The organism is Mycobacterium sp. E3247, from assembly GCF_001667785.1.
Classification (GTDB): Bacteria; Actinomycetota; Actinomycetes; order Mycobacteriales; family Mycobacteriaceae; genus Mycobacterium.
The window spans coordinates 23,308-36,531 of sequence record NZ_LZJG01000085.1 but is presented as its reverse complement, the minus strand read 5'-3'; the positions used below and the strand labels follow the sequence as shown (position 1 = coordinate 36,531).

Sequence of the window (13,224 nt, the reverse complement as noted above, 5' to 3'; positions counted from 1 at the left end):
GAGAAGATGGGGATGCCGTTCAACCGCACCCCCGAGGGCCGCATCGACCAGCGCCGCTTCGGCGGGCACACCCGCGAGCACGGCAAGGCCCCGGTGCGCCGGGCGTGCTACGCCGCCGACCGCACCGGGCACATGATCCTGCAGACGCTGTACCAGAACTGCGTCAAGCACGACGTGCAGTTCTTCAACGAGTTCTACGCGCTGGACCTGGTGCTCACCGAGACGCCGAGCGGGCCGGTGGCCACCGGGGTGGTGGCCTACGAGCTGGCCACCGGCCAGATCCACGTCTTCCACGCCAAGGCCGTGGTGATCGCCACCGGCGGTTCGGGCCGGATGTACAAGACCACCTCCAACGCGCACACGCTGACCGGAGACGGCATCGGCATCGTGTTCCGCAAGGGACTTCCGTTGGAGGACATGGAGTTTCATCAGTTCCACCCGACCGGCCTGGCCGGGCTGGGCATCCTGATCTCCGAGGCCGTGCGCGGCGAGGGCGGCCGCCTGCTCAACGGCGAGGGTGAGCGTTTCATGGAGCGTTACGCCCCGACCATCGTCGACCTGGCACCGCGCGACATCGTGGCCCGCTCGATGGTGCTGGAAGTCTTGGAGGGCCGCGGCGCCGGCCCGCACAAGGACTACGTCTACATCGACGTGCGCCACCTCGGCGAGGACGTGCTCGAGGCCAAGCTGCCCGACATCACCGAGTTCGCCCGCACCTACCTGGGCGTCGACCCGGTGCACGAGCTGGTTCCGGTCTACCCGACGTGCCACTACGTGATGGGCGGCATCCCCACCACCGTCACCGGGCAGGTGTTGCGGGACAACACCTCCACGGTGCCGGGCCTCTACGCCGCCGGCGAGTGCGCGTGCGTGTCGGTGCACGGTGCCAACCGGCTGGGCACCAACTCGCTGCTGGACATCAACGTCTTCGGCCGCCGCGCCGGCATCGCCGCGGTCAACTACGCGCGCGGGCACGACTTCGTCGACATGCCACCGAATCCGGAGGCGATGGTGGTCGGCTGGGTGGGCGACATCCTGAGCGAGCACGGCAACGAGCGGGTGGCCGACATCCGCGGCGCGCTGCAGCAGTCGATGGACAACAACGCCGCGGTGTTCCGCACCGAGGAGACGCTGAAGCAGGCGCTGACCGACATCCACGCGCTCAAGGAGCGGTACTCCCGAATCACCGTGCACGACAAGGGGAAACGCTACAACAGCGACCTGCTGGAAGCCATCGAGCTGGGCTTCCTGCTGGAACTGGCCGAGGTCACGGTGGTGGGCGCGCTGAACCGCAAGGAATCCCGCGGCGGGCACGCCCGTGAGGACTACCCGAACCGCGACGACGTCAACTACATGCGCCACACCATGGCCTACAAACAGGGCACCGACCTGCTCAGCGACATCGCGCTGGACTTCAAGCCCGTCGTGCAGACCCGCTACGAGCCCAAGGAACGGAAGTACTGATGACCGCAGGCGAGGCCTTGGAGCAAGAAGAGGCACCCCGTGTCGAGCCGCCGCTCCCGCCCATCCCCGACGGGGCGGTGATGGTGACCCTCAAGATCGCCCGGTTCAACCCCGACGACCCGGACGCCTTCGCGAAAACCGGTGGCTGGCAAAGCTTTCGGGTTCCATGCCTGCCCAGCGACCGGCTGCTCAACCTGCTGATCTACATCAAGAGCTACCTGGACGGGACGCTGACCTTCCGGCGCTCCTGCGCCCACGGGGTGTGTGGTTCGGACGCCATGCGCATCAACGGCGTCAACCGGCTGGCCTGCAAGGTGCTGATGCGCGACCTGCTGCCCGAGAAGCCGGGTAAGCAGCTCACGATCACGGTCGAGCCGATCCGCGGCCTGCCGGTGGAGAAGGATTTGATCGTCGACATGGAGCCGTTCTTCGACGCCTACCGCGCGGTCAAGCCGTACCTGGTCACCAGCGGCAATCCGCCCACGCGGGAACGCATTCAGAGCCCCACCGACCGCGCCCGCTACGACGACACCACCAAGTGCATCCTGTGCGCGGCCTGCACCACCAGCTGCCCGGTGTTCTGGCACGAGGGCAGCTACTACGGCCCGGCGGCGATCGTCAACGCGCACCGGTTCATCTTCGACAGCCGCGACGAGGCCGCCGCCGAGCGCCTCGACATCCTCAACGAGGTGGACGGCGTGTGGCGCTGCCGCACCACGTTCAACTGCACCGAGTGCTGCCCGCGCGGCATCCAGATCACCAAGGCGATCCAGGAGGTCAAGCGCGCGCTGATGTTCACGCGCTGACCATGCGCACGGGTCAACAGAGCTCGTGATGGCTACACCGGTTGCCGCCCAACCGTTTGGCCTGGTACATCGCCGCGTCGGCGGCGGTGATCAACTCGGCCAGAAGAACCTGCGGTTCGACGGCGGTGTCGTCCAGGCGGGCGCACGCGGTGCCGATGCTGGCGGTGACCCCCGCGGTCGAGGCCGCGATCGCCCGGCACATCCGCGCGGCCAACGACTCGGCGTTGCAGCCCGCGGACGTGCCCGCCAAGAGAAATTCCTCGCCACCGCTTCGCGCCACCACCGCCTGGTCGTCCGCCGCGGCCAACAGCGCCTGGGCGACCTGGACCAGCGCGTGGTCGCCGGCGGCGTGACCACACCTGTCGTTGAGGCCTTTGAAGTTGTCGAGGTCGATCAGCATGACCACCAGGTGTGAGTCGATGCCCCGACGCGCCACGATCATCCCCAGCGCCTCGTGCTGGAATGCGCGCCTGTTGAGCAGGCCGGTCAACGGATCGCGGTCCGCGGTCAGCAGGTCCCCCGACAGGGCGCGCACCAAGATCCGGATCGCCAGCGGTAGGGCGATGTTCACCTCGATCACGAGCCACAGGTCCACCCCGGCCAGGCTGGGGTGGCCGGTTCGGGCCAGCGACAACGCCTCCCAGGAGCCGACGGCGGCGGCGACCGCGAAGTTGTACAGCACGAACCCCGTGGTGTGGAAGAACGCCATGTAGGCGCCGAACGTCGCGAACGCGACGCAGCCGATCAGCGCGGCCAGCGGGTTCGGGTGCGCCAGGCACGCCAGGGCGGTGGCGGTGTTGCACGTCATGGCGAAGGCGACCGACTGCCGGCGGGTGGGCCAGCGCCATACCCACAGCAAAACGCCCGCCACCCCGCCGGCGACGGCAAGCCACATCATCGCCACCGGGACCGGTCCGCGGGGACCATCGGAGCCGGCGAGCAGCGCCAGAAGGCAGAGCACCATCGACGCGGCGATGGATGCCATCACGGCCCGGGTGGCGCCGCTGAGGCGCCGCGAGGCGAGGTAACCGGAGAGCCAGTCATACTGATCGGCCCGCCACCATGGGCTGAACAGCGCGGTCATCGTCGGCTCCCCATCGCGAACCACTGATCATCGATGTCGAGTGGCTAGCGGCATGCTACGACTCTCCCGCGGCCGACGGGGCGCATTCCGCCCGTCACACTTGTCCGGCCCGTCTCGTCTTAGGGGAATGACACAGAAAACCCGCATCGAGCCCCTGTCCCCCGAGCGCGCCGGGCTGCTGACCCGCGCGATGTACCGGATCGCCAAGCGGCGCTACGGCCAGGTCCCCGAACCGTTCACCGTGGCCGCCCACCATCGCAAGCTGATGGTCGCCGGCGCCGTGCACGAGACGATGATCGACCGGGCGTCCACGCAGCTGCCGGTCGGCGTGCGCGAGCTGGCGGTGTTGTGGACCGCGCGCAGCGTCGGTTGTTCCTGGTGCGTCGACTTCGGGTCCATGCTGCAGCGCCTCGACGGCCTCGACGTCGAGCGGCTCGAAGAGATCGACAACTACGCCACCTCAACGGCATTCACCGACGACGAGCGCGCCGCGATCCGCTACGCCGACGCGATGACCACCGATCCGCACACCGTCACCGACGAGCAGGTCGCCGACCTGCGGGCCCGATTCGGCGACGCCGGGGTGATCGAGCTGACGTACCAGATCGGCGTGGAGAACATGCGGGCCCGGATGAACACGGCGCTGGGCATCACCGAACAGGGCTTCAACTCCGGCGACGCCTGCCGCGTGCCGTGGGCTAGCGAGGCCGCAGCGGAGAGCCGGTGAACTTGTCCGGGTTGGCGATATCCCATAGCGCACAGACCTTTCCGTCGCGCACGGTCAGCGCCGTGATCCGCGGCAGCATTTCCCGGTATCCACCGGACGCCGGACAGCCCGCGGTGTAGATGCCGAGTTCGCCGTTGACCAGCCCCAGCTGATACGAGGTGAACATCGCCGGTCCGTAGCGCTGCGCCAGGCCCAGCATGAACCGGACCACCTTGTCCGGGCCGTGGATGACCTGAACGGCCGTGGGCGCCTTGCCATTCGAATCGCCGGTGAACGTGACATCGGGATGGAGCAGCGAGACCACGGTGTCCAGGTCGCCGGCGGCCATGGCGGCCATCAGCCGGCCGACCACCTCGTCGTGCGACGGGTCGGGCTTGGGTGGCGGCTGGGCCGCAACCGCCTTGCGGGCCCGCGAGGCCAGCTGACGGGCGCCGGCCTCGGTGGTGCCGAGCACGCCCGCCACCTCGGCGAAGGGCACCGCGAACCCGTCGTGCAGGACGAACGCGACCCGCTGATCCGGCGACAGGCGTTCCAGCACCACCATCGCCGCGAACCGGGCGTCCTCGCGGGAAACCACGGCGGACAACGGATCGGCGCCGCCGAGGCCGGTGACCACCGGCTCGGGCAGCCAGTTGCCGGTGTAGGTCTCGCGCCGGTGTGCGGCCGAGCGCAACTTGTCCAGCGCCAGCCGGCTCACCACGGTGGTCAGCCAGGCCCGCAGGTCGGTGATGTCGGCGTCCTGTCCGTCCCAGCGCAGCCAGGCGTCCTGCACGATGTCCTCGGCGTCGGCCACCGTGCCGACGAGCCGGTACGCGACCGCCATGAGGTGCGGCCGCAGGGCTTCGAATTGTGAGACCTGTTCGGTCCCGGTCATATCGCGAGCCTAGCGCGGTGACGGTGAGCGTTAGGCTAACGGTCGACATGACAGAACACCTGTGGCTGCACTTCGCCCGGCACGGCGCCGGCATCACGCCGCCGGTCATCGTCCGCGGCGACGGCGTGACCATCTTCGACGACCGCGGCAAGAGCTACCTCGACGCGCTGTCCGGGTTGTTCACGGTGCAGGTCGGCCACGGCCGCGCCGAGCTCGCCGAGGTCGCCGCGCGGCAGGCGAGCACGCTGGCGTACTTCCCGCTCTGGGGGTACGCGCACCCCTCCGCGGTCGAGCTGGCGGAGCGCCTCGCGCATTACGCCCCGGGGGACCTGAACCGGGTGTTCTTCACCACCGGCGGGACCGAGGCCGTCGAGACCGCATGGAAGCTGGCCAAGCAGTACTTCAAGCTGACCGGCAAACCCGGTAAGCACAAAGTGATTTCGCGGTCGATCGCCTACCACGGCACCACCCAGGGCGCCCTGGCGATCACCGGCCTGCCGTCATACAAGGCACCGTTCGAACCGGTGACCCCGGGCGGCTTCCGGGTGCCCAACACGAACTTCTACCGCGCACCGGAGCCGTTTGCGGACGACCCGAAAGCGTTCGGGCAATGGGCTGCCGACCGGATCGCCGAGGCGATCGAGTTCGAAGGCCCGGCGACGGTCGCCGCGGTGTTCCTGGAGCCGGTGCAGAATGCGGGCGGGGCCATCCCGCCTCCCCCCGGCTATTTCGAACGGGTACGCCAGATCTGCGACTCCTACGACGTGCTACTGGTCTCCGACGAGGTGATCTGCGCGTTCGGCCGGATCGGATCGATGTTCGCCTGTGACGACTTCGGCTACGTGCCCGACATGATCACCTGCGCCAAGGGCCTGACGTCGGGCTATTCACCGCTGGGCGCGATGATCGCCAGCGAGAGGCTCTTCGAGCCGTTCAACGACGGCGCCACCGTCTTTCCGCACGGCTATACCTTTGGCGGACACCCGGTTTCGACGGCCGTGGCGCTGGCCAACCTCGACATCTTCGAGCGCGAGGGCCTCAACGACCGGGTCAGCCAACACGCGCCCGCCTTCCGCGCCACGCTGGAGAAGCTCTACGACCTGCCCATCGTCGGCGACGTCCGCGGCGAGGGCTATTTCTACGGCATCGAACTGGTCAAGGACAAGGCGACCAAGGAAACGTTCAGCGATGCCGAGTGCGAACGGCTGTTGCACGGCTACGTCTCGCCCGCACTGTTCGAGGCGGGCCTGTACTGCCGCGCCGACGACCGCGGCGATCCCGTCGTGCAGGTGGCGCCCCCGCTGATCAGCGGTCAGGCGGAGTTCGACACCATCGAATCTGTTTTGCGGGACGTGCTCGGGGAGGCTTCTCGGCGGCTTTAGGCGCGCTTCACCGCGTCGGCGGCGATCAAAACCTCCCGGGAATGCGCCGCCGTCGGGCTGGCGGCCATCCGCGATACCGAGTTGCACAGCCAGGTGAGCGCCTCCCGCAGGCCGGCGTCGGACGCCGCGTCACGGTGCTGCCGCAACTCGGCGAGCACGCCCTCGAGGCCGGAGCGGCGGACCTGCGTCGCCTTCTCGACCTCCTTGAGCAGCTGTGGCAGCGCTCGCGGTGCGTCGCGGTCCCGCCGCCGGCGGAACCAGAATCGATCGTTGGGAATGGCGGGGCCCTCGCGGTTCGGCAGGAAGATTCGGCGCCGTCGCGGCGACGGCATGCCCAGCGTAGTGGCTCGCCCGCGTTCCCGCCGCCCGGCGACGTCGCAACTTCCGTCTCACCAGTCACAGCGCGGCTCCCCCGAATCGGCCCGTCGATCGCCTAGTCTGCACAAGCAATGAACTTCCTACGCCCCGCATCGTGCCTGGCAGCGGCCGTTTTCCTGATCGCCGCTCCGGTGACGCTGGCCGCCCCCACCGCGCTGCCGGTGGGAAGGGCCGAGCCCGGCGCCGAACCCAACGCCGCGCCCGCGAACTGCCCGTTCAAGGTGAACACCCCGCCCGCGGTGGACTCGTCGGAGGTGCCCCAGGCCGGCGACCCGCCTGTCCCGCTGGCGGTGCCCCCCAAGCCGGTCGGCGGCGAGGCGCTGGGCAGCTGCGGGATCGTCGCCGCCCCCGATACGCCGCCGCTGCCCACCGATGTCTCCGCCGACGCATGGTTGGTGGCGGACCTGGACAGCGGCGCCGTGATCGCCGCCAAGGACCCGCACGGCCGTCACCGCCCCGCCAGCATCATCAAGGTCTTGGTCGCGATGGCGTCCATCAACGCGCTCAACCTGAACAAGTCGGTTCCCGGCACCGCCGAGGACGCGGCCGCCGAGGGCACCAAGGTCGGCGTCGAAGAGGGCGGCGTGTTCACCGTCAACCAGCTGCTGCACGGCCTGCTGATGCACTCCGGCAACGACGCCGCGCACGCGCTGGCCATGCAACTCGGCGGCATGCAGCAGGCGGTGGAGAAGATCAACGTGCTCGCCGCCAAGCTCGGCGGCAAGGACACCCGGGTGGCGACGCCGTCCGGCCTGGACGGGCCGGGCATGAGCACCTCGGCCTACGACATCAGCCTGTTCTATCGGTACGCCTGGCAGAACCCGACTTTCGCCGACATCGTCGCCACGCGGACGTTCGATTTCCCCGGCCACGGCGACCACCCCGGCTACGAGTTGGAAAACGACAACCAGCTGCTCTACAAGTACCCGGGCGCGCTGGGCGGCAAGACCGGCTACACCGACGACGCCGGCCAGACGTTCGTCGGTGCGGCCAACCACAACGGCCGGCGGCTGATGGCGGTGCTGCTGCACGGGACGCGGCAGCCGATCGCCCCGTGGGAGCAGGCGGCCCACCTGCTGGACTACGGATTCAGCACGCCGCAGGGCACCCAGGTCGGCAACCTGATCGAGCCCGATCCCTCGCTGGCGCCCGCCAAACGCGACAGCGCCGCCGACCGGCAGGCCAGCGGCGCCCAGGCCGCGGGGCTCCTCCCCTCGGCGGACGCGTTGCCCATCCGGGTGGGCGTCGCCGTCATCGGAGCCATCGTCGTGTTCAGTTTGATCATGGTCGCACGCTCGATGAACCGCCGGCCCCAACACTGAGTCGGGGCCGGCGGAAGGTCACCCTCCGGTGACCGGTATTTGCCAGCGGACGCCGCTCACGTCGGTGAGGGTAAGGGCGTAACTCCGATTCTTGTCAATTGCGACGGCCCCGGTGTTGAGCGAGATCCGGGCTTTGGCTCCCAACGGTATGACCAGGCCGCACGTCCCCGGTTTCACCGCCGCCACATGGTAATTGACGATGTCGCTCTTGGGCAGCTGGCTCAGCTGTGGCCCGGCAATTTTCAAGATCGTCTTACCGTCATCGACTAGAGCGACACTGACCAGGAACGAGCCGTACACGTCCACGCCTTCGGTCCGATAGACGGTAAACCGCAAACCACCGTCCGCGATACTGGCGTCGGATATCTCGACCACCGGTTTGATCGATTTGTTGTGCAGCGGTCCATAGACACCGCCATGAAAATACTGGTTGGTCACCAGCGTTACTGCGAGCACCGCAGCCGCCCCGATGATGACGGCCCGCTTGCTGACCGTCGATTCACCCGAAGCGAGCCAGGTAAACCGCTTGCTCCGGGTGAAGCTCAAGCCCTTGCGCCTGAGCAGGGCATCGACCGAGTACTCGCCGCCACCGCCGAGCAAGAACGCGACGCCGGACGCGATACCCAGAATTCCGATCTGCCATTCATCGAGACAGGTGGTGCCCAGCCACCCCGCGCTCAGCAGAATGCCGAAAGCCAGCAGCAAGGCGCTCGCACCCATTGCCCGGGTGAATATCCCGAGCATGAGACACAATCCGACGAGCGCTTCCACCATCGTGAACGCAATCATGGACCATTTCAAAATATCCGGGTGCAGCACAAGGTAATTTATGACCGGCTTGATGCCCAGCGCGTTGGGGAGGAAATTGTTGAACTTCTCTCCGACATAGCCGGCGGCGCTGGGGTCCAGCTTGTCGGCGAGAATTGCCCGGCGCCAAAAGGCCGAGAAATATGTCCAGCCGACAACAAGCCGAAGCGGAAGGAGAATGAGCGCGGCTGACGAGCTTTGGGTGCTGGGCGAAACAGCGAGACCTTGATTTTGCATTGAATGTGCCATCCTTTAAAACAACGAACATGATCATGGAAATGGATGGCCGAAGGAATTGGCGAGCTCTGTCCGCGGTGGCGAGAGCAGCATTTCCCTCCGGCGACGAGGTCTTCCTCAGCGCCGGAGCAAGCAGAGCAGATGAAGGCGAGCACGTCCGCCGAAAACACGCGGACCGTGCGTAGATTGTGGCGGAGGTGCTCTGGCGGTCCTCCCGGAGACATCGATCCCCTGGGTAACGCCGACCGCGGGCGTGCTCCGTGGGTCATCGGTTCCGGACGCCGAACCACTCGCAACGAGGGTGAAATCGCCGCCGCGGCACAGCTCGCCGGGGGTGGCCTTGTGCTGCGTCGACGCGGCGCGCGTGTGCTCAATGAGCTGCTCACCGACGGGGATCGCCGCCCGTGCGGATTCATGATGCACCGCAGCGACGGTGGTCAAAGCTCCGAGCGTGCGCGGGCAGTGCGTGAGAGCAAGCGGCGCCAGAAGGGCGATAGCCGCGACCGCCGCCCAGCGCAGTCCTCGAAGTCGATTCAGCCGCACGATCTAGAGATCCCGCGGTCCGAGGCGCACGCGGCCCAAGATAGCACCGGCGCCGGGGGACGCGGGCGGGTCCGGGTTTCTGCCGAATAGGCGCGGGGCCGCGACACTAGACTCACCGAGATGACTGATGCCCGGCGGGGATTGCGGGTCGGATTGACTGCCGCCAGCATCGGCGTCATCTACGGCTACGACCTGTCCATCATCGCCGGCGCGCAGCTCTACGTCACCGAGGACTTCGGCCTGTCGACGCGGCAACAGGAACTGCTGACGACGATGGTGGTGCTCGGCCAGATCGGCGGGGCGCTCGGTGCGGGCGTGCTGGCCAACGCGATCGGGCGCAAGAAGTCGGTGGTGCTGCTGCTGGTCGCCTACGCGGCGTTCGCCCTGCTGGGTGCGCTCTCGGTCTCGCTGCCGATGCTGTTGGCGGCCCGGCTCCTGCTGGGCCTGACCCTCGGCGTGGCAGTGGTGGTGGTCCCGGTGTACGTGGCGGAGTCGGCCCCGACGGCGGTGCGCGGCTCGCTGCTGACCGCCTACCAACTGGCCATCGTCAGCGGACTCATCGTGGGCTACCTGACCGGGTACCTGCTGGCCGGCACCCACAGCTGGCGGTGGATGCTGGGACTGGCCACCGTGCCCGCAATACTGTTGTTGCCGTTGCTGATTCGCGCGCCCGACACGGCGCGGTGGTACGTGCTCAAGGGCCGGCCCGACGAGGCCCGCCAGGCGTTGCTTCGCGTGGAGCCCGACGCCCGGGTCGACGAGGAGCTCGCCGAGATCGGCCGCGCGCTGAGCGAAGGGAGCGGCGGCTGGTCGGAGATGCTGCGCCCACCGTATTCGCGGGCCACCGCCTTCGTGATCACGCTCGGCTTCCTGATCCAGATCACCGGGATCAACGCGATCATCTATTACAGCCCACGGATTTTCCAGGCGATGGGCTTCACGGGCAACTTCGCGCTGCTTGCGCTGCCGGCCCTGGTCCAGGTCGCCGGGTTGGCCGCCGTGGGCGCGTCGCTGCTGCTCGTCGACCGGGTGGGCCGGCGCCCAATTCTGCTGTCCGGCATCGCGATGATGGTCGCCGCCGACGCCGTGTTGATGGCGGTGTTCGGGCGGGGCCTTGGGGGCGCGGCACTCGGCTTCGCCGGGATACTGTTGTTCATCGTCGGCTACACCATGGGTTTCGGCTCCCTGGGCTGGGTGTACGCCAGCGAGAGCTTCCCGTCCCGGCTGCGGTCCATCGGGTCGAGCACCATGCTCACCTCGAACCTGGTGGCCAACGCGATCGTCGCCGCCGTGTTTCTCACCATGCTGCATTCCCTGGGCGGCGCAGGCACTTTCGCGGTGTTCGCCGCCCTGGCGGTGATCGCGTTCGTCGTCGTGTACCGCTATGCGCCGGAGACCAAGGGGCGCCAGCTGGAGGAGATCCGGCACTTCTGGGAGAACGGCGGCCGATGGTAGTCATCGCCGCGGGCACCATGGTGCTCGACGGGCAGGTCGCCCGACCGGGCTGGCTGGAGACGGGCGACGGGCGGATCCTGGCCTGCGGCGCGGGCACCCCGCCCGGCCCGGCCGACGCCGAATTTCCCGGCGGCACCGTGGTGCCCGGCTTTGTCGACATGCACGTGCACGGCGGCGGCGGGGACTCCTACACCGACCGTGACGGGATTGCCGGTGCGGCGGATTTCCACCTGCGGCACGGCACCACCACGACGCTCGGCAGCCTGGTGACCGCCTCGCCCGCGGAGTTGCTCTCCGGGGTGCGCGCGCTCGCCGACGCCAGCCGGCGCGGCACCGTCGCGGGCATCCACCTGGAGGGGCCGTGGCTGAGCCGGGCCCGCTGCGGGGCGCACGACCCCGCCCTATTGCGCGACCCGGACCCCGCCGAGATCGACGCCGTGCTCGACGCCGGCGGCGGCGCGATCCGGATGGTCACGCTGGCCCCCGAGCTGCCCGGGGCCGACGAGGCGATCCGGCGCTTCCTCGACGCCGGAGTCGTTGTGGCGGTGGGGCATACGGACGCCACTTATGAGCAGGCCGAACATGCCATCGCACTGGGCGCGACGGTCGGCACCCACCTGTTCAACGCGATGCCGCCGCTGCATCACCGCGAGCCCGGGCCGGCGCTCGCCCTGCTGCGCCACCCGGGGGTCACCGTCGAGCTGATCGCCGACGGCGTGCACGTGCACCCGGCCGTCGTGCGCGCGGTGATCGAGGCCGCGGGGCCCGGCCGGGTCGCGCTGATCACCGACGCCACCGCCGCGGCCGGGTGCGGCGATGGCACGTGTCGCCTCGGCGCGGTGACCGTCGACGTCGTGTCCGGTGTGGCGCGGGTGCGCGGGGCGTCGACGATTGCCGGCAGCACCGCCACCATGGACCAAATCTTTCGCGCCGTGAATGCCGCTGCGGGGCCGGCCATCGCGGCGCAGACGACGTCGGCGACACCTGCGCGGGCCCTCGGGATCGAACGGGTGGGCAGTCTGTGCGCCGGCTACGCCGCCGATCTTGTTGTGCTGGACGGTGATCTGCGGGTGGCCGCGGTCATGGTGGCCGGCCGCTGGCGGGTGGGCGGCTAGCGCAGCCATCGCGTGACGCGGGAGAGGGCCAGCGCCCCAACGGCTCCCAACGCCATCGCGGTCAGCGTCTGACGCGTGCTGATGCCCTCGTCCAGTTGCACGCGCGGGGCGATGATCGCCGGCGCGGGCGGGGCGACGTGACGGAAGCGCGGGTGACCGGATGCCGTCGCCGCCCATGCCGTGCAGAAGAGCACGAGGTACGCGGTGATGTAAGCGAACACCATCAGACCCAGCACCGGGCCGAAGGTGGCGCCCGCGGGGCTGCGCAGGACCACCCGCAGATAGATCGAGGCCACCTGTTTGAACACTTCGAAGCCGATCGCCGCCAACAGCGCGCCGCGCGCCGAATCGGCCACGCTGACTTTCTCGCGTGGCAGCCGGGCGATCATCCAGGCGAACAGCAGCCAGGACACCGCCGTCGAGATCACGATCGACAGCGCTGTGAACAACCAGTCGAACACCAGAAGCTGCGGTATGCCAAGCCATTTCAGCAAGGCCGACATCGGTGCCTCATGGCCCAGGGTGGTCAGGCCGATGGTCGCCATGGTCACCGCGAAGGTGCCCACCATGGCCAACAGGTCGGAGAACTTGTTGTGCACGAAGCCCGGCGACTCGATGCGGTCGTCCCACCACATCTCGGTCAACGCCTGGCGCAGATGTGACATCCAGCCCAGACCGGCCCAGAGGGCCGTGGCCAGGCCAATGACACCCACCGATGCCCGCGCGTGGATCGCCGAGTTCATCAGGTCCAGCAGCTGATCTCCCAGGGCGCCGGTCACCTGGGACCGGATGTGGTCGTCGATCGTTCTCAACAGTTCCGGCCGTCGGACCAGGATGAACCCGAAGGCCGCGAAACCGACCATCAGCAAAGGGAATAGCGCGAAGATCGTGTAATAGGTGAGCCCGGCGGCGAAGAACCCGCCGTTGCGGTCGTCGAAACGCTGGTAGGCGCGGATGACATGGTCGAGCCACGCGTGCCGGTCCCGTAGCCGATCGAGGACGCCCGCCTTCGCCGGCTCGCTCATGGTGA

11 protein-coding genes and 1 pseudogene are annotated in these 13,224 nt (G+C 68.6%); 7 read left to right on the top strand and 5 right to left on the bottom strand.

Translation table 11 applies throughout. The features are described 5' to 3' along the window. Together sdhA and A9X04_RS04755 are read left to right on the top strand one after the other, a co-directional pair. On the top strand, window positions 1-1,464 hold a 1,464-nt coding region (sdhA, locus tag A9X04_RS04760; RefSeq protein ID WP_067918237.1), incomplete at its 5' end, for a succinate dehydrogenase flavoprotein subunit. Then, the gene (locus A9X04_RS04755) at window positions 1,464-2,270 is read left to right on the top strand and encodes a succinate dehydrogenase iron-sulfur subunit (RefSeq protein WP_067918231.1); all 807 of its coding nucleotides are present in this window, start codon (window positions 1,464-1,466) and stop codon (window positions 2,268-2,270) included. The genes sdhA and A9X04_RS04755, both read left to right, overlap by 1 nt. Before the next feature lie 13 nt (window positions 2,271-2,283). Here the strand turns inward: A9X04_RS04755 and A9X04_RS04750 are convergent, their stop codons facing one another. Beyond that, window positions 2,284-3,354, bottom strand: coding sequence for a diguanylate cyclase (locus A9X04_RS04750; RefSeq protein WP_067918230.1), 1,071 nt, complete (start codon window positions 3,352-3,354; stop codon window positions 2,284-2,286). Window positions 3,355-3,448: 94 nt separating this feature from the next. Here A9X04_RS04750 and A9X04_RS04745 point away from each other — a divergent pair. Next, window positions 3,449-4,081, top strand: a pseudogene (locus tag A9X04_RS04745) (carboxymuconolactone decarboxylase family protein); the annotation flags it as partial. Here the strand turns inward: A9X04_RS04745 and A9X04_RS04740 are convergent. After that, complete coding sequence (locus A9X04_RS04740; RefSeq protein WP_067918226.1) at window positions 4,053-4,955, bottom strand: sigma-70 family RNA polymerase sigma factor; 903 nt, start codon at window positions 4,953-4,955, stop codon at window positions 4,053-4,055. The pseudogene A9X04_RS04745 and the gene A9X04_RS04740 sit on opposite strands and share 29 nt — an antisense overlap. A 17-nt stretch (window positions 4,956-4,972) precedes the next feature. Here A9X04_RS04740 and A9X04_RS04735 point away from each other — a divergent pair, with 17 nt between their 5' ends. Then, window positions 4,973-6,337: an aspartate aminotransferase family protein gene (locus A9X04_RS04735; RefSeq protein WP_082974807.1), complete on the top strand. Its 1,365-nt coding sequence runs from the start codon at window positions 4,973-4,975 to the stop codon at window positions 6,335-6,337. Here the strand turns inward: A9X04_RS04735 and A9X04_RS04730 are convergent. Beyond that, window positions 6,334-6,558: a hypothetical protein gene (locus tag A9X04_RS04730; RefSeq protein WP_067918236.1), complete on the bottom strand. Its 225-nt coding sequence runs from the start codon at window positions 6,556-6,558 to the stop codon at window positions 6,334-6,336. The two genes, A9X04_RS04735 and A9X04_RS04730, sit on opposite strands and share 4 nt — an antisense overlap. Window positions 6,559-6,786: 228 nt before the next feature. Between A9X04_RS04730 and A9X04_RS04725 the strand changes: the two genes are divergently transcribed. Then, window positions 6,787-8,037: a D-alanyl-D-alanine carboxypeptidase family protein gene (locus A9X04_RS04725; RefSeq protein WP_067918224.1), complete on the top strand. Its 1,251-nt coding sequence runs from the start codon at window positions 6,787-6,789 to the stop codon at window positions 8,035-8,037. Window positions 8,038-8,055: 18 nt separating this feature from the next. Here A9X04_RS04725 and A9X04_RS04720 read toward each other — a convergent pair whose 3' ends face one another. Beyond that, window positions 8,056-9,081: a TQO small subunit DoxD gene (locus A9X04_RS04720; RefSeq protein WP_067918222.1), complete on the bottom strand. Its 1,026-nt coding sequence runs from the start codon at window positions 9,079-9,081 to the stop codon at window positions 8,056-8,058. 663 nt (window positions 9,082-9,744) lie between these two features. On the opposite strand from A9X04_RS04720, the gene A9X04_RS04710 reads away from it, so the two are divergent. Both A9X04_RS04710 and nagA read left to right on the top strand, forming a co-directional pair. Next, window positions 9,745-11,079: a sugar porter family MFS transporter gene (locus A9X04_RS04710; protein ID WP_067918216.1), complete on the top strand. Its 1,335-nt coding sequence runs from the start codon at window positions 9,745-9,747 to the stop codon at window positions 11,077-11,079. Further along, window positions 11,073-12,194 carry an N-acetylglucosamine-6-phosphate deacetylase gene (gene nagA / locus A9X04_RS04705; RefSeq protein ID WP_067918214.1) on the top strand — a complete coding sequence of 374 codons (1,122 nt, stop codon included), beginning with the start codon at window positions 11,073-11,075 and terminating at the stop codon, window positions 12,192-12,194. Before A9X04_RS04710 ends, nagA begins: the two co-directional genes overlap by 7 nt. Here the strand turns inward: nagA and yhjD are convergent. Next, window positions 12,191-13,219, bottom strand: coding sequence for an inner membrane protein YhjD (yhjD, locus tag A9X04_RS04700; RefSeq protein WP_067918212.1), 1,029 nt, complete (start codon window positions 13,217-13,219; stop codon window positions 12,191-12,193). The genes nagA and yhjD overlap by 4 nt on opposite strands. Between the last annotated feature and the right edge of the window lie 5 nt (window positions 13,220-13,224).